The 14,988-nt window shown below is 62.3% G+C and carries 15 protein-coding genes; 6 read left to right on the top strand and 9 right to left on the bottom strand.

Features of this window, described 5'->3' with window-relative positions:
* Positions 1-141: 141 nt before the first annotated feature.
* Positions 142-564, bottom strand: coding sequence for a hypothetical protein (locus H0482_RS05260; RefSeq protein ID WP_193728940.1), 423 nt, complete (start codon positions 562-564; stop codon positions 142-144).
* A gap of 167 nt (positions 565-731) precedes the next feature.
* Between H0482_RS05260 and H0482_RS05255 the strand changes: the two genes are divergently transcribed.
* Entirely contained in the window at positions 732-983 is a 252-nt protein-coding gene (locus H0482_RS05255) for a GlsB/YeaQ/YmgE family stress response membrane protein (protein ID WP_193728939.1), read from the top strand.
* A gap of 177 nt (positions 984-1,160) precedes the next feature.
* Here H0482_RS05255 and H0482_RS05250 read toward each other — a convergent pair whose 3' ends face one another.
* Both H0482_RS05250 and H0482_RS05245 read right to left on the bottom strand, forming a co-directional pair.
* Positions 1,161-1,574 (bottom strand): hypothetical protein, encoded by a 414-nt coding sequence (locus H0482_RS05250; RefSeq protein ID WP_193728938.1) that lies wholly within the window; start codon positions 1,572-1,574, stop codon positions 1,161-1,163.
* 170 nt (positions 1,575-1,744) lie between these two features.
* A complete protein-coding gene (locus H0482_RS05245; RefSeq protein WP_193728937.1) occupies positions 1,745-3,346 on the bottom strand; it encodes a bifunctional metallophosphatase/5'-nucleotidase in 1,602 nt (533 codons plus the stop codon).
* 275 nt (positions 3,347-3,621) lie between these two features.
* Here H0482_RS05245 and H0482_RS05240 point away from each other — a divergent pair, with 275 nt between their 5' ends.
* From H0482_RS05240 to H0482_RS05225, 4 genes are all read left to right on the top strand, one after another.
* Positions 3,622-4,272, top strand: coding sequence for a ThuA domain-containing protein (locus tag H0482_RS05240; protein WP_193728936.1), 651 nt, complete (start codon positions 3,622-3,624; stop codon positions 4,270-4,272).
* A gap of 114 nt (positions 4,273-4,386) precedes the next feature.
* Positions 4,387-5,241 (top strand): cytochrome b/b6 domain-containing protein, encoded by an 855-nt coding sequence (locus H0482_RS05235; RefSeq protein ID WP_193728935.1) that lies wholly within the window; start codon positions 4,387-4,389, stop codon positions 5,239-5,241.
* Positions 5,238-6,029 carry a molybdopterin-dependent oxidoreductase gene (locus H0482_RS05230; protein ID WP_193728934.1) on the top strand — a complete coding sequence of 264 codons (792 nt, stop codon included), beginning with the start codon at positions 5,238-5,240 and terminating at the stop codon, positions 6,027-6,029. The genes H0482_RS05235 and H0482_RS05230 overlap by 4 nt, the downstream gene beginning before the upstream one ends.
* A 293-nt stretch (positions 6,030-6,322) precedes the next feature.
* Positions 6,323-7,762 carry a DEAD/DEAH box helicase gene (locus H0482_RS05225; RefSeq protein WP_193728933.1) on the top strand — a complete coding sequence of 480 codons (1,440 nt, stop codon included), beginning with the start codon at positions 6,323-6,325 and terminating at the stop codon, positions 7,760-7,762.
* A 146-nt stretch (positions 7,763-7,908) separates the two neighbouring features.
* Here the strand turns inward: H0482_RS05225 and H0482_RS05220 are convergent, their stop codons facing one another.
* The 6 genes from H0482_RS05220 to puuE form a co-directional block, all read right to left on the bottom strand.
* On the bottom strand, positions 7,909-9,324 hold the full coding sequence (locus tag H0482_RS05220) for an alpha,alpha-trehalose-phosphate synthase (UDP-forming) (RefSeq protein WP_193728932.1): 1,416 nt from the start codon (positions 9,322-9,324) through the stop codon (positions 7,909-7,911).
* A 41-nt stretch (positions 9,325-9,365) separates the two neighbouring features.
* A complete protein-coding gene (gene otsB, locus H0482_RS05215; RefSeq protein ID WP_193728931.1) occupies positions 9,366-10,157 on the bottom strand; it encodes a trehalose-phosphatase in 792 nt (263 codons plus the stop codon).
* A gap of 438 nt (positions 10,158-10,595) precedes the next feature.
* On the bottom strand, positions 10,596-11,342 hold the full coding sequence (locus H0482_RS05210; RefSeq protein ID WP_193728930.1) for an META domain-containing protein: 747 nt from the start codon (positions 11,340-11,342) through the stop codon (positions 10,596-10,598).
* Between the two features lie 86 nt (positions 11,343-11,428).
* Entirely contained in the window at positions 11,429-11,923 is a 495-nt protein-coding gene (locus H0482_RS05205; RefSeq protein ID WP_193728929.1) for an ureidoglycolate lyase, read from the bottom strand.
* A gap of 3 nt (positions 11,924-11,926) precedes the next feature.
* Positions 11,927-12,745, bottom strand: a complete 819-nt coding sequence (locus H0482_RS05200) for a bifunctional allantoicase/(S)-ureidoglycine aminohydrolase (protein WP_193728928.1) — start codon at positions 12,743-12,745, stop codon at positions 11,927-11,929.
* A gap of 315 nt (positions 12,746-13,060) precedes the next feature.
* Positions 13,061-14,479, bottom strand: a complete 1,419-nt coding sequence (puuE, locus tag H0482_RS05195) for an allantoinase PuuE (RefSeq protein WP_193728927.1) — start codon at positions 14,477-14,479, stop codon at positions 13,061-13,063.
* A 156-nt stretch (positions 14,480-14,635) separates the two neighbouring features.
* Here puuE and uraH point away from each other — a divergent pair, with 156 nt between their 5' ends.
* Positions 14,636-14,986, top strand: coding sequence for a hydroxyisourate hydrolase (gene uraH / locus H0482_RS05190; protein ID WP_193728926.1), 351 nt, complete (start codon positions 14,636-14,638; stop codon positions 14,984-14,986).
* The last annotated feature ends 2 nt before the right edge of the window (positions 14,987-14,988 follow it).

Here is a 14,988-nt window from a genome sequence, read left to right as displayed (position 1 = left end):
ACCGACGAAGAAAAGCCCCGGCATGCGGGGCTTTTCTTTCAGGGGCAGGGATGAAAGCCGCGCCGCAGGTTCAGAGCGCTGGCTCAGAGCGTTTGCGCGTCGAATGGTGCGAAAACGGTGGGCACTTTTGGGGCCGATGCTTTAGCCGCGGTCGTCCACATAGACCATTACCGAGCCATCGGCATTGGATTTGACCGCGACGACATCGTCGGCTGTGTGGCCTTCGGCTTCCAGCTTGGCCTTGATCGCGGCATTGCCAGACACATTGCCATGCAGAGTGGTATTGCCCTCGGCATTGGCGGCGAAGGCCTTGTCGAACGCACCAGCCTCGCCGGTCAGCGAGGACAGGAGCACGATCGTGACCTGGGATTGCTCGGTCACTTTGGCGAGGTCGACACTGGTGCTGCCCGAGAGGGCCGAGGTCAGGCTGTCATAGCTGGCATCAACGCCAACCGCAGCATCGACGGCAGGTGTTTCGACGCTCACGCCGGCATCTTGTGCCATGGCAAACGAACCGGAACCGAGCAGGGCGGCCACGGCAAGGGCGGTCAGGATCTTTTTCATTGGTCATACTCCATTGGTGTTGCCCCCGGAGCTCAGCAACGGGATCGGCGCGCAGGAGTTGCGGTCAGTTCATTCACAATCGGACGGAAAGCGGAATTTGTGATCGCGCCTGCAACCGTTTGCGGAGATGCGGACTTAATCATCGCAACGAAATGTGGAGCGTCAGCATGTCTATCGTTTGGGCCATCATCATCGGCTTTCTCGCCGGCCTTGTCGCCAAGTGGATCACGCCGGGCGACAACAAGCCCTCCGGCTTCATCCTCACCACGGTTCTGGGCATTGTCGGTTCGGTTCTGGCCGGCTGGCTCGGGCAGCAGATCGGCTGGTACAATGCGGGCGATGGCGCCGGTTTTCTGGCCTCGATCGTGGGCGCGGTGATCATCCTGTTGATCTGGGGGCAATTGGCCCGCCGCGCCTGAGAGGGGAAGCCTAGTTCATTTCTGCGTTTAATAGGAACGCTGAAATGATCTAAGTGTTTGTTTTATCGCGTTTCCGAACCGTAAAACCCGTATCCACTATTCCTGGAAGCGCTCTATGACGAAAGGCCCCGCCGGCAAACGGCGGGGCCTTGTTCATTGCAGGAGCCTTTTGGGCGCTTACTGAATGCCGAACATGGTCTTGGCGGCCTGCTCGGCGGCGTCGCCGGCCTGCTTGACCTGATCGCTGTTGAGACCGGCCTGGCGGGCGGCGTCTTCGGCGGCCTTGCGGGCGTCGGCCACAGCCTGGAGCTTTTCGGCATCGGTCAGCTGGGCGTCCTCGACCTGCTGCTGCACCTGTTCAACGGCTTGCTCGATGGTCATGTCGGTGCCCGGCACCATGGTATTGGCCGGCACTTCAAGGGTTACGGCAGGCGTTTCGGAAGGCGCCGGATCGGCAGAGGGGGCCGGCGCGGGCGCAGTTTCGGTCTGTGCGGCAGGGGCAGTGGTCTCGGCGGGCTGCTCGGGGGCATTGCCGCAAGCGGCAAGGGTCAGGGTGGCGGCAAGGGTCGCGGCGATGGCGAAAGGCTTCATTGTGGCACTCTGTTCGTCAGGGGAGGGAGGAATCTCATCACGAGACGGTGATCGAGTGGTCCTCAATCGTGTCGAAGTTGCGGCAATTGCTTGTTTTTGCCGGATACGCGCCAACTCGCAAAAAAAAGGGACGCCCTGAGGCGCCCCTTTCATAGGAAACGGCGTCACGCCTATTCGAGAATGGTGATGCGGCCATCGGTATAGGGGGTGTAGGTGCCGCCCTGACTGGCGATGTAATCGGCCACGACTTGTTCCAGCGGCGGGCCGAAATCGTAGGGATTGTCGCCATTGGCGAAGGTTTCGTAACCGTCGCCGCCGCCGCGGACGAAATTATTGGTGACCACGATATAGGTGGCCTCCTCGTCGATCGGCACCCAGCTGTCGCCATCGCCCTTGACCAGCACGTCGCTGATCCGTTCGCCCGCCGGATTGGCGAGGGTGTAGCTGTATTTGACGCCGGCGACCTGAGCGAAGCGGCCAGCGCCGTTCTCGATGTCGCTGACGCCGTTTTCAAGAGCCTCGATGACATCGGCGCCGCTGATCGATACCGTTGCCAGGGTGTTGGAGAAGGGCAGAACGGTCAGCACTTCGCCCATGGTGATCTCGCCCTCGTCGATGGAGGCGCGGATGCCGCCGCCATTCTGGAAGGCGATGGTGGCGCCCTGGGAGGCGGTGCGGTCGAGAATGGCGTCGGCCAGCAGATTGCCCATCGAGCATTCCTTGACCCGGCAGACTTCGCGATTGCCTTCGAGCGGGGCCGTGGAGGCGCCGATGACGGTGGCGGCCAGTTCCTCGATGGGACCGGCCAGATCGGCGAGCTGGGCCTTGAAGTCCTCGTTGCCGGTGACCGAGGCGTCGATCAGGTAGGGGGCGCCTTCGGCGCTGACGACCTTGCCGTCATCGTCCCAGGTAATGGCGATGTCACCCAGATATTTGCCGTATTGATTGGCCTGCACCACCGGCACTTCGATGCCGTCCGGATTGGTGACCATGGTCGGGTAGGGGCCCGCCGCGCCATCCATCGAGCCCAGCAGCGAATGGCTGTGACCGCCGACGATGACGTCGATCAACGGCACGGAGGCGGCGACTTCGAGATCGACGCCATAGCCGATATGGGAGAGCAGGATGATCTTGTTCACCCCGGCGGCGTCGAGCGCTTCGGCTGCGCCGCGCACATATTGGGTGACTTCGTGGAATTCGACATCGCCCACTTCGGCGATTTCCGGCGTATCTTCGGCGGTGGCGCCGATGATGCCGATCTTCTCACCGCCGATTTCCACGACGATGGAGCCCTTGATCTTGCCGGCGAGATTGGCGTCACGGCTGACATCGAAATTACCGCCGATGATGGGAAATTCGGCGGCTTCGATGAATTTCAGGAATTCCTCGGGACCGTCGTCGAATTCGTGATTGCCGGTGGCGACCACGTCGAAACCCAATTGGTTGAAGAAGTCGGAGACGACCTTGGACTTATAGGTGGTGTAATAGAGCGAGCCCTGGAAATTATCGCCTGCCGACAGCAGGATCGAATTGCCATCGGCATGAGTGGCGCGGGTATCGTCGATAATGGTCTTGAGGCGCGCAATGCCGCCAAAGCATTCGCCGGCGGCGTCCTGATCGGCGCCGCAATTGGAATCGCTGTTGGTGATCGGATCAAACCGTGAGTGGAAATCGTTGATATGCAGGATGTTGAGCGTGAACTCAGCATAGGCCGCGCTGGAGAAGCCGGCGCAGAGTGTGAGCGCGGTGGCGCCCAGCAGAAGTTTCTTCATCCCTGTTTTCCCTTTGCTATCGCGTGCGACGCCGCAAATGCCGGGAGACCGGCATGCCTCACGTCGACAAGGAGTTAATCAGCTAATTGTGACAGTGGAAAGTGGACCTGTTGGTCAAATTCGCCGCCTTGTCCGGTCAGGCGGGTTTATGGCGCCATTTGTAGACGCGGCTGCACTTTGTGAACCGGCTGGAGGGCTTCATTCGCATCTGACGGGCTTTCAATACCGGCTCAGTCGGGTATTCTCCGCGCCGTTTGATTTGCGGGGTGAAGCAGATGCGCAGTGCTTTGATCGTCTATGGCGGCTGGGAAGGTCACGACCCGGAGGAATGTGCGGCAATCTATCGGCGCTGGCTGCACGAGGATGGCTATTCGGTGCGCACCGCCACCGAAACCAGCGCTTTTGCGGATCCCTCAATTCATGATCTGTCGCTGATCATTCCCATCTATACGATGAGCAAGATCGCCAAGGAAGAGGTCGATAATCTCACCAAGGCGGTCGAGGGCGGCGTGGGGTTGGCCGGCCATCATGGCGGCATGAGCGATGCGTTCCGCGACTCGGTCGAATATCAGTTCATGGTGGGCGGGCAATGGGTGGCCCATCCGGGCAATATCATCGATTACCAGGTCGATGTCGCCAAGCCTGAAGACCCGATCATGGCCGGGATCAAGTCCTTCCCCTATACGTCCGAGCAATATTACATGCATGTCGACCCCTCCATCGAGGTTCTGGCGACGACGACTTTCAGCGGCGAGCATGCGTCCTGGATCGACGGCGTGGTGATGCCGGTGGCCTGGAAACGCCACCACGGCAAGGGCCGTGTCTTCCATATGACCCTGGGCCACCAGGCCAAGGAATTCGACAATTCCAATATGGCCACGATCCTGCGTCGCGGCATGAACTGGGCAGCGCGCGCCGAGGAATAGGCCGATACGCGCCTCGCCGTTTCGACCCCGGTGCGCCTGAATTTTCTGCCGCGCGGCAGGAAATATTGAAACCGGAAGCGTTTTGGCATCGTATCGCTTCCGGGAGGCGCGATCATGAGCCAGGACGCCAAGCCGAGTCTGCCAGTGGCCAAGGGGCCGCTGATCTATCGGCAGTCGATATGGACGCGCCTGACCCATTGGGTCTGGGCGATCTGCCTGTTTTTCCTTTTGCTCTCCGGCCTGCAAATCTTCAACGCCCATCCCGCGCTCTATATCGGGCAGGAGAGCGGGTTCGAATATGACAATGCCGTGCTGCGGATCGGCGCTGTGAACACGCCGGACGGGCCGCGTGGGCGCACGATCGTCTTCGGGCAGACATTCGACACCACCGGTCTATTGGGAATGAGCGGGCCGGAAGCCAATCCGAGCTACACCGCCTTTCCCGGCGCGGTGACCATTCCCTCCTTCCGCGATCTGGCGAGCGGACGGGTGGTGCATTTCTTCTTCGGCTGGATTTTCGTCGGGGCGCTGTTCGTCTGGTTTCTCGCCAGTTTCATCAATGGGCATTTGCGACGCGACATCGTGCCCAAGGGCGCCGATCTGAGCGGTTTGCCGCGCGACGTGCTGGACCATGCGCGGTTCCGGCTGCATCGGGGCCGCCGCTATTCACCACTACAGAAGCTGAGCTATTTCATCGTCTTCTTCGTGCTGTTTCCGCTGATCGTCCTGACCGGGCTGACCATGAGCCCGGGCATGGATGCGGCCTGGCCCTGGCTTCTCGATATTTTTGGCGGGCGGCAGACGGCGCGCAGTATCCACTTCGCGGTGATGGTGCTGCTGGTGCTGTTCTTCATCATCCATATCGTCATGGTATTGCTGGCGGGGCCGCTCAACGGATTGCGCTCGATGATCACCGGCTGGTATCGCACCGGCCCCGCCACGCCGCGCCAGGAGGGAGATCGATCATGAAAAGGCTGATCATCAATCGGCGGCGTTTCCTGCTCGGCTCAGCGACGGCGGGTTCGGGACTGGTGCTTTCGGGCTGCGATCAGTTCGATTTTCTCGCCCAGCGCGGCAATCCCGTGCGCGAGGTCATGGAACAGGCCAATGTGCTGACCTATTCGGCGCAAAGGGCGCTGGTCGGGGATCAGGTGCTGGCGCGCGAATATGGGGAGAGCGAAATCCGCCAGGGCATGCGGCCCAATGGTTCGACCGAGCCGACAACGCCGGAATATCTGTTCCTGCGGCAGATGAATTTCGAGCCCTATCGGCTCACCATCAAGGGCATGGTGGAGCGGGAAGTGAGCTTTTCGCTGGCCGAATTGCGCAATATGCCCAGCCGCACCCAGATCACAAGGCATGATTGCGTCGAGGGCTGGAGTTGCATCGCCAAATGGACCGGCACGCCGCTCGGGCCGGTGCTCGATCAGGCGGGAGTGAAGCCGGGGGCGCGTTTTGCCATCTATCATTGCTTCGACAATATCCAGCGCACGATGAGCGGCGATATTCTCTATTATACCAGTTCGGACCTGGTGGACGCCTATCACCCGCAATCGATCCTCGCCTATGGGTTGAACGATGCCAGCCTGCCGGTGAGCAATGGCGCTCCAATCCGCCTCAGGATCGAGCGGGCACTGGGCTACAAGCAGCCGAAATATCTGCATACGATCGAGCTGGTGGACGATCTGGCTGGTTTCGGCCGCGGCAAGGGCGGCTATTGGGAGGACAATGGCTATGACTGGTATGGGGGGATTTGACGTCCTCTCTTGCCAGTGCCAACGCCGGGTGTGTTGAACGTCGTGCATGGCCACCCTGTTCTCGCATCGCTTGCGTTTTTCCGCCATCTCCCCCATATGTGCCCTACGTCGCGGCGGAAAAGGCCGTCGATGGACTTCTCTTCTTACTCATGCGGTGAGCGGCGAAGTCAGCCCGGAGACCTGAAAGCGGTCCGGGTTTGAGCCAGCACCCGCGCGATAATCCCATCGCCCGATTGCATATTTGAAGACGCGCTCGCTGCTCTGCAGCCGGGCGCATGCGCTTTTGAGCGCCTATGAAAGACAGACATTTGAACGACTTTATTTCGCTCGGCCTGCCGACCCTGATCACCGACAGCCTGACTGCCGGCGGCTTCACCGAGCCCACGAAAATCCAGACCCAGGCCATTCCGAAACTGCTCGAAGGCCGGGACATGATGGGCATTGCCCAGACCGGCTCTGGCAAGACGGCGGCTTTCGGCCTGCCGATCCTGGCCGGTATTCTCGGCCTGACTGGACGTCCGCGCCCGATGACCACGCGCGCCCTGATCCTGGCGCCGACGCGGGAACTGGCAGTGCAGATCGAGGAAAATATCCGCAAATTCGCCGGCTCCAAGATGAAGCTGGATACCGTGCTCGTGCTGGGCGGGGTGTCGCGCTACCATCAGGTGCAGAAGATCGCCAAGGGCGTCGACGTGGTCGTGGCCACGCCGGGGCGGCTCAAGGATCTGCTGGACGATAACAAGATCCGGCTCAATGAAACGCGCTGGCTGGTGCTGGACGAGGCCGACCGCATGCTGGACATGGGCTTCATCGCCCCGGTGCGCGCCATTGCCAAGGCCATCGGCCTGCGCCGCCAGACCATGCTGTTTTCCGCCACCATGGCCGCCGAGGTCGAAGACCTGGCCAAGACGCTGCTGAAAGAGCCGGTCAAGGTCGAGGCGGCGCCGCAGGGCTCCACCGTGGTCAAGATCGATCAGCGGGTGATCATGTCCGGCTCCAAGGCCAAGCGCGGGGTGCTCAACGAGCTTCTCGCCGACGAAAAGGAAGGCATGGAGCGCGTCATCATCTTCTCGCGCACCAAGCATGGCGCCGACCGCGTGGCCAAGAACCTGGTCATCGACGGGCATGAAGCCGCCGCCATCCATGGCAATAAGAGCCAGAATGCCCGCCAGGCGGCGCTCAAGGGCTTTGCCAGCGGTTCGGTGCGCATCCTGGTCGCCACCGATATCGCGGCGCGCGGCATCGACGTGCAGGGCATCACTCATGTGGTGAATTACGAACTGCCCGACGACCCCGAAAATTATGTGCACCGCATCGGCCGCACCGGGCGAAACGGCGCGTCGGGCATTGCCATCACGCTGTGTGACGGCACCGAAAAGAGCAAGCTGCGCGATGTGGAGCGGCTGATCCGCCGCACATTGCCGGTCTCGGGCGACGTGAACCTGGTGGAAGTGGCTCCCGAGCCGCGCCAGATGCGCAATGCGGCGGGGGCTCCCTCAGGCGCACGCACGGCGCGCAACCCCAAGGCCGCCAAGCCGCGCAAGTTCAACACGCCTCGCCCCGGCGGCGAGCGGACCAAGGCAGGTCCGGCCGCCAATGCCCCGGTCAAGGCGGTGCGGCGCGATTCCGAAACCGGCAAGGTCATGGGCGCACGGCCCGGGGCCGGCAAGCCGCGCACGAACAAGGCGCCACGAGATGCGGGCCGCGCGCGCCGCGCTTCGGCAAACGCCTGATGAACAGGGGCGGCCTTCGGGTCGCCCTTTTTTATTAGGCGGCTATTGCGTGAGCTGGATTGCGCGGTGCTCGGGTCAAGCACGAGCATGCCGGGCAATGACGATGGGGTGGGAGCGCGAGGAAGGGCTCGAACAGCTCCAGCCGCTCAGGCGACCGAGGCCAGGTAGAGGATGTCGCGGGTGGTGCTCGTCCTGGCGTTGGCGCCGGGGGCGAGACGGTCGAGAAAGCCCATTGCCCAATCATCGACATTGTGACGGCGGGCCGCCTGCATCAGGGCCTGCCAGCGCTGCTTGCGTTCTTCCAGCGGCATGTCGAGCGCGAGGCGCAGGGCCTCGGCGGTTTCGTCGGTGTCGAAGGGATTGACCAATAGCGCCTCGGGGAAAATCTCGGCGGCTCCGGCAAAGCGCGACAGCACCAGGACGCCTGGATCGTCAGGGTTCTGCGCGCCGACATATTCATGGGCCACCAGATTCATGCCGTCGCGCAGGGGCGTGACCAGTCCGACACGGGCGAGGCGATAAAGCCCGGCAAGGCTGGGCTGGCCATAGGCGCGCTTCACATAGGTGAGCGGTTGCCAGTCGGGTTCGGCGAAATGGCCCATGACCCGGCCGCAGATGGCGTCGAGCGCGTCGCTGGTTTCCTGATATTCCTTGATGCCGTCGCGCGAGGGCGGTGCGACCTGCAACAGATGCACCGAGCGGCGCAGGCGGGCATTGTTGGCCAGCAATTTTTCATAGGCTTCGACGCGCTGTGGCAGGCCCTTGGAATAATCCAGGCGGTCCACACCAAGGATCAGGCGCTGGTCGCCCAATGAGCGCTTCATGCGGTTGATCATCTTAGTCCCGGCCGGACTGACGGCAAGCCGCGCAAAGGCGTCGGGATCCGAGCCGATGGGGAAGGCATCCACTTCGGTACGGCTGAAATCGATGATCCGGCTGCGATGGCCGCCAAAGGTCGATGGCATCTGGTGCTCGGCAAATTCGGTGAAGGCGGCGACGTCGCGCTTGGCCTGCATGCCGATCAGGTCGTAGCGCGAGAGGTCGCGCATCAATTCCTCATGATGGGGAATGGCATAGAGCGCATCGGCGGTGGGGAAGGGGATGTGGAGGTAAAAGCCGATGCGGTTGCGCGCGCCCAGGTGACGCAATTCGGCGGCCAGCGGGATGAGGTGATAATCGTGCACCCAGACGATGTCGTCGGGCCGCAGCAGGGGCAAAAGGCTACGGGCAAATTGCCGGTTCACGCTGCGATAGCCCTCGTACCAATGGCCTTCAATGGTGGCGAGATCGAGCCGGAGGTGGAAGCTGGGCCAGAGGATGGAATTGGAAAAACCGGCATAATAGGCATGGTGATCGTCGCGGGTGAGATCGATCTGGGCGATGCTCAGGCCGTCGATATGTTCGATCCTCGCCTCCGGTGGCGGGGCTTCGGCGAGCTTGCCCGACCAGCCAAACCAGAAGCCTTCGCGCTCGCCCAGCACCTTGCGCAAGGCCACGGCGAGCCCGCCGGCGGCGGGGCCCTTGCCGGGGGTGCGATTGGATACGATGACGATGCGGCTCATGGGTTTTCGGCTCCTTGATGGTTTAAATAGCGGGTGGGGGTTCAGTGGGGAATGACCACCTCCGGCTGCGCCTCGGCGGACGGGCGATGGGCGAGGTCGCCTAGGCCCTGCAACAGGGCATGGACCGAGGCGATGTCGGCGATGCGCATGCGGGCGGAGGTCTCGCCGGAACCGAGCTTGATGCCGATGCCGCCCAGATCCTGCGCGGCGCGGAAAGCGTCTTCATCGGTGCGATCGTCGCCGATAAATATCGGGGTGCGCCCGGAAAAGGGCTCCTCCTGCATGAAGGCGCGCAGGGCCACGCCCTTGTCGATGCCGACCGGGCGCGCCTCCAGCACCTTCTTGCCGCGCATGAGGGTGAAGCGGGGATAGTCGAGCAGCGCTTCCTGCATGGCCAGTTGCACGGCATCCTCCATTTCGGGAGCCTGGCGGAAATGCAAAGCCACGGCTCCGTCCTTGGCTTCGACCAGGAGGCCGGGATTGGCGATGGCCAAGGGCTGAAGCGCCCGGGCTATGGATTCAGCATCCGCCGAGAGGGCGGCGTCCACATCTTCGAGCGTGCCGTCGGCGCGGCGGCGCTGGGCGCCATGGGTACCAGCCACCGGCAATTGCAGCGGCGACAGATAGCGGTCGATGTCGGCGATTTCGCGCCCGGTAAGGACGGCAAAGGCATTGTCGAAATCCTGCCGGGCCCGGTCGAGGCGCTGCATCAGGTCGGCCGGAACGTCGACGGCGTCAGGCGTTTCGGCGATTTCGACCAGCGTGCCATCGAAATCGGTGAAGATGGCGAGCAGCGGAACAGCAGCGCCGCTATGAGCGATCGGGTCGGGCATGGCGGTTTCCTCAATTGCGATCATTGGCAATGAAAGCAACGCAAGCGCCCCCAAAAGGTTCGGGCGGCATGGCAGGCATGCGCGATGAGGGATTTATGAACGAGAGGTAAATGCCCTATTCCAGCGGCGTTCAGACGAGAAAAGCCAAGTCAGGCAGGGCTGGCCGATGCCAGCGAAGACGTGCTGATTTCAGGAGGAAAGCCGTGCCCCAGCTTTTGCTTACCGCATTGTTCGTGCTGTCGATCAGCGTGCTGACCTTTGCCGCGTCCTTCACGGAGGCTCCGGACAGCAGCGATGTGCCGGTGATGGTCGACAGCGAATAGGGCTGGCTTCGCTTGGATCATTTCAGGGCTTAATAGAAACGCTGAAATGATCCAAGTGTTTGTTTTATCGCGTGTCCGAACCGGAAAACCGGTATCCATTTTTCTTGGAAGTATTTTAGTCGGCGCTGCGCACCAATCCGATCAGCGGAATGCCGGCGGCGTCGAGCAGGCGCAGGCTCCTGCCCTCCAGTTCGAAACCGGTGACGGCGGCGAGCGCGGCGAAATAGGCGCTTTCCTGGGCCATGAGGTCCGGTTCGCAGGCCATGCGGGTTGCGGCGGCGGGGCCGAAGGTAAGCTCCGTTTCGGACAGACTGGTTTCGGCGAAATAATTATTGCAGCCGCCATGGCCGCTGGCCCGCAGATCGGCGGCGATGGAGAGCGTGGGCGGGCGGGGGCCGATGGCGGGCCTGCCGCCAATACTGGTGACGTTCCAGACAATGTCGGTGAGGGCAGGCAAAGGCGGCGGCACTGGCGTGGGTGATCGGGGCATCTTCTGGACCATTATCTCGACCCGATGGGTCAAATCCGGTTGCAGCGGCACGGGCTGGGCATTGCGGAACAGCAGGTTCTCCCCACTGCGGATTTCGGCGACGAGGCCATAGGCGCCAGCGGCTGGCTGGCGGTGCACATTGAGCGAAAAGGCCAGCGGAATCTGACCTTTCGCTGGAATGTCGGCTGAAGCGCCAGCAACAGGCGCACCGCCGGGCAGCGAGACCAGCGAGATGCGCAATTGCGCGTCTGGCGGCAGCGCGATGCGTTCGCGATAGGTCACGGTGCCCGATAGCGTGATGCCTTGGGCCAGCGCCGGGGCGGTCACAAAAAGGCACGCGAAGATGATCCCAACCAGCCTAAGGAACGACATGGCTTCCTCCCTGCAATGGCAACAAAACTACCGCAGGAATGAGACGGTTGCGAGCGGCGAGCAGAATCAGGGTTAGGAGCCGACGGTCAGAGCGCGATGCGCACAGGCGTTTCAAAATGGTGCTCTTCGAGATTGTTGCCCTCGCCGCCACGATCGACGACGAGAAAGTCGCCGCTGTGATCCAGCGGGGTCAGCACGCCATGCCAGGTATTCATGGCGATGTTGACGCCCTGACCCGGGGACGGACGGAAGGCGCGCAGGCGCACCGGGCGACCGGCCTCGTCCTCGGCGACGATCACCAGCCAGGGATTGGCCGAGAGCGGGTAGAAAGCCTGACTGCCCAGCGGGTGCCGCTCGACCAGCTTGATGTCCAGCGGCAATGTATAGGGCTGGCCACGAAAGATGGAGATCAGGGGGCGTGCATGGACCCCGCCCAGTTCGACCCGCGCCAGATCGTGATAGCGCTCGGTCATGCCATTATTGATCGGATAATGCTGCGCGCCCTCGGTCTGGATGACCTGGCCGTAGGCTGCGAAGGCCTCCGCTGACAGCGGCTCGATTTTGATGGTTGGATCGCTCATGGTTCAGAACGGCAGCTTGGCATGGCGGTTGACGTCCTTGTAGAGCAGGTAGCGGAAGCGCTCCGGTCCGGCATAACAGGCCTGGGGACAGAAGGCGCGCAGCCACATGAAATCGCCGGCCTCGACCTCCACCCAGTCGCGGTTGAGCCGATAGACCGCCTTGCCCTCCAGCACATAGAGCCCGTGTTCCATGACATGGGTTTCCTCGAAGGGAATGACGGCGCCCGGTTCGAGGGTGACGATATTGACGTGCATGTCATGGCGTAGGTCGGCGGGATCGACGAAGCGGGTGGTGCCCCAGGTGTCGCGGGTATCCGGCATCCAGCGGATGGGTTCGTCCTTGTCGCTGGAAACGAATGCTTCCGGCAGAGCAATGCCGTCCACTTGCTCATAGCGTTTGCGTATCCAGTGGAAGCGCACTGGAGCAGTGGACTTGTTGACCAGGCTCCAGTTGCTGCCCGGCGGCAGGAAGGCATAGCCTCCCTCCTTGAGCAGATGGGTCTTGCCCTCGATGGTCAGGGTCGTCTGGCCTTCAACGACGAAAAGGACACCTTCAGCTTCCACATTCGGCTCGGGCCGTTCGCTGCCGCCGCCGGGAAGGACTTCCACGATATATTGTGAAAAGGTCTCGGCAAAGCCGGACATGGGGCGGGCGATGATCCAGGCGCGGCTGTCGCGCCAATGGGGCAGGCCGGACGTGACGATGTCGCGCATAACGCCGGAAGGGATGAGCGCATAGGCCTCGGTGAACACGGCCCGGCTTGTGTGCAGGGCCATCTGTCCGGGCAGGCCGGCGGGCGGGGAAGCGTAGGTGGAAGCCATGTCGGTCTCGGAATGGGCCAGTCTTGTCTCACTTGATAACGCAGATTGCGCGCCGTGGCACCTCCGTCGCATTTTCCCGTTCGGCTATGGAATCAGGCGGCGGGACGGCTGCTGCAAGTAGGCTTTCGTTAGGGTTACCGAATATTCAGCTTTGGCGCGCACAGTGCTCAGCATGAGTAATGCGTTCTGGAAAATAGACCTGCCATCGGCCGTCTGGATGCGGCATAACCTGCCCTGGCTAGCATTTTTCTCACTGCTGTTCAGGCTGGAAACGCTCGAAACCAGACCGCCGGGCCAAGCCGCCCCCGATCGTGGCTAGGGCAGGATTGCCTTCAGCCTGAGCAGCGCGATGCGCTCGACCTGTGCGCAGGCCGTCGCGAATTCCTCCTGCGCCGAATTGGCCAGGCGTCGCTCGAAATTGTCGAGGATCGACGCCTTGGTGTGATCGCGCACGGCGATGATGAAGGGGAAGCCGAACTTTTCGACATAGGCATTGTTGAGGGCGGTGAACTTATTGCGCTCTTCGTCGGTCAGTGCGTCGAGCCCGGCGGACGCCTGTTCGGCGGTGGATTCGACGGTGAGGCGCCGGGCGGCGGCGAGCTTGCCGGCAAGATCTGGATGGGCGCGCAGAACGGCGAGGCGCTCGGCGTCGCTGGCCATGCGGAACTGGCTGCGCAGGGCGAAATGGAGGCCGATGGCATTGTCATGGGCAGGTCCCATTTCGGCTTCCCAGGCGCGTTCGGCGATCCAGGGGGAGTGTTCGAAGATCGAGCCGTAGCGGGCCACGAAGTCCTCAAGGCCCAATTGGCTCGGGATCACTTCGGGCGCGACATAGGGGTGTTCGCTGGCCCAATGCTCCGCAATGGCGAGGCGGGTCGGCACCCAGACCCGATCGAAAGAGCCGATATAGTCGATGAACTTCTTCAGCCCCAGATAACGGCCGGGCTGGCCGACGAGCCGGCAATGCAGGCCGATGGACATCATCTTGGGCGCGCCGGCCTGACCCTCGGCGTATAGGCAATCGAAGCTGTCCTTGAGGAAGGTGAAATATTCCTCGCCATTGTCGAAGCCGGGCGCGGTGACGAAGCGCATGTCATTGGTGGAAAGCGAATAGGGGATGATGAGCTGGGGCCGGCCACCGATGAGCCGCCAATAGGGCAGGTCGTCGTCATAGGTGTCCGAGATATAGGCGAAGCCGCCATGGTCGGCGACCAGATCGACGGTGTTGAGGCTGGAGCGGCCTGTGTACCAGCCCCGGGGGCGGGCGCCGGTGGCGATGGCATGCAGGTGCACCGCCTCAGCAATCTGGGCGCTTTCTTCGGCGGCGGGCATATCCTTGTGCTGCACCCATTTGAGGCCGTGGCTGGCAATTTCCCAGCCCGCCTCCTGCATGGCGGCAACCTGCGCGGGCGCGCGCATCAGGGCGGTGGCAACGCCATAGACCGTGACCGGCAGACCGGCCTGGGTGAAGAGGCGATGGAGCCGCCAGAACCCGGCGCGGGCGCCATATTCATACATGGATTCGACATTGGCATGGCGCTGGCCGGGCCAGGGCTGGGCACCGAGCACGTCCACGAGGAAGGCCTCGGAAGCGCCATCGCCATGCAGGATATTGTTTTCGCCGCCTTCCTCGTAATTCAGCACGAATTGCACCGCCACGTGGGCGCCGCCGGGCCAGTTCGCATGAGGCGGAGTTGGGCCATAGCCGTGCATATCGCGGGGGTAGCGGTTCATCTCATTGCCTCTCGGGACGGTATCGGTGCAAGTGTATCCGGGACACGTCGGCGCACAAGATGCACAAAAGTGGACCATCTGGTAAAAAATCTGCATTGCGCAATGGCGCTGTTGCGGTAGTCTTGTTCTCAAGGGGAACGAAAAGGGAGCAGCAAGATGGCAGGCGGGCGCCTGACGACGCACGTGCTTGACACGATGCATGGCAAACCGGCGCGCGGCATGCGGCTGGAGCTGCATTTCGTGCATGGCGATCACACCCATCATCTGCTCGACAGCTATACCAATGGCGACGGCCGCGTGGACCAGCCGCTGCTGGAGGAAGAATTCCAGCACGGCGAATACGAAATCCGCTTTCATGTCGGGCAATATTTCGAGCGGCTCGGCGTCGAGATCGAAACGCCGTTCCTCGATGTGGTGCCGATCCGGTTCATCATCGCCGAAGATCGGCATTATCATGTGCCGCTGCTGGTCAGCCCCTTCGCCTATTCGACGTATCGGGGGAGCTGATC

Source organism: Devosia faecipullorum (assembly GCF_015158295.1).
Taxonomy (GTDB): Bacteria; Pseudomonadota; Alphaproteobacteria; order Rhizobiales; family Devosiaceae; genus Devosia; species Devosia faecipullorum.
Note: the sequence above shows the minus strand (reverse complement) of the source record. Positions and strands in the feature narration are given on the sequence as shown.

Coding starts and splice junctions, on each gene's coding strand:
- puuE (WP_193728927.1), bottom strand. CDS start 14,479: ATGAACCGCTACCCCCGCGATATGCACGGCTATGGCCCAACTCCGCCT.
- H0482_RS05225 (WP_193728933.1), top strand. CDS start 6,323: ATGAAAGACAGACATTTGAACGACTTTATTTCGCTCGGCCTGCCGACC.
- H0482_RS05220 (WP_193728932.1), bottom strand. CDS start 9,324: ATGAGCCGCATCGTCATCGTATCCAATCGCACCCCCGGCAAGGGCCCC.
- H0482_RS05210 (WP_193728930.1), bottom strand. CDS start 11,342: ATGTCGTTCCTTAGGCTGGTTGGGATCATCTTCGCGTGCCTTTTTGTG.
- H0482_RS05235 (WP_193728935.1), top strand. CDS start 4,387: ATGAGCCAGGACGCCAAGCCGAGTCTGCCAGTGGCCAAGGGGCCGCTG.
- H0482_RS05260 (WP_193728940.1), bottom strand. CDS start 564: ATGAAAAAGATCCTGACCGCCCTTGCCGTGGCCGCCCTGCTCGGTTCC.
- H0482_RS05250 (WP_193728938.1), bottom strand. CDS start 1,574: ATGAAGCCTTTCGCCATCGCCGCGACCCTTGCCGCCACCCTGACCCTT.
- H0482_RS05205 (WP_193728929.1), bottom strand. CDS start 11,923: ATGAGCGATCCAACCATCAAAATCGAGCCGCTGTCAGCGGAGGCCTTC.
- H0482_RS05240 (WP_193728936.1), top strand. CDS start 3,622: ATGCGCAGTGCTTTGATCGTCTATGGCGGCTGGGAAGGTCACGACCCG.
- H0482_RS05200 (WP_193728928.1), bottom strand. CDS start 12,745: ATGGCTTCCACCTACGCTTCCCCGCCCGCCGGCCTGCCCGGACAGATG.
- H0482_RS05245 (WP_193728937.1), bottom strand. CDS start 3,346: ATGAAGAAACTTCTGCTGGGCGCCACCGCGCTCACACTCTGCGCCGGC.
- H0482_RS05230 (WP_193728934.1), top strand. CDS start 5,238: ATGAAAAGGCTGATCATCAATCGGCGGCGTTTCCTGCTCGGCTCAGCG.
- uraH (WP_193728926.1), top strand. CDS start 14,636: ATGGCAGGCGGGCGCCTGACGACGCACGTGCTTGACACGATGCATGGC.
- otsB (WP_193728931.1), bottom strand. CDS start 10,157: ATGCCCGACCCGATCGCTCATAGCGGCGCTGCTGTTCCGCTGCTCGCC.
- H0482_RS05255 (WP_193728939.1), top strand. CDS start 732: ATGTCTATCGTTTGGGCCATCATCATCGGCTTTCTCGCCGGCCTTGTC.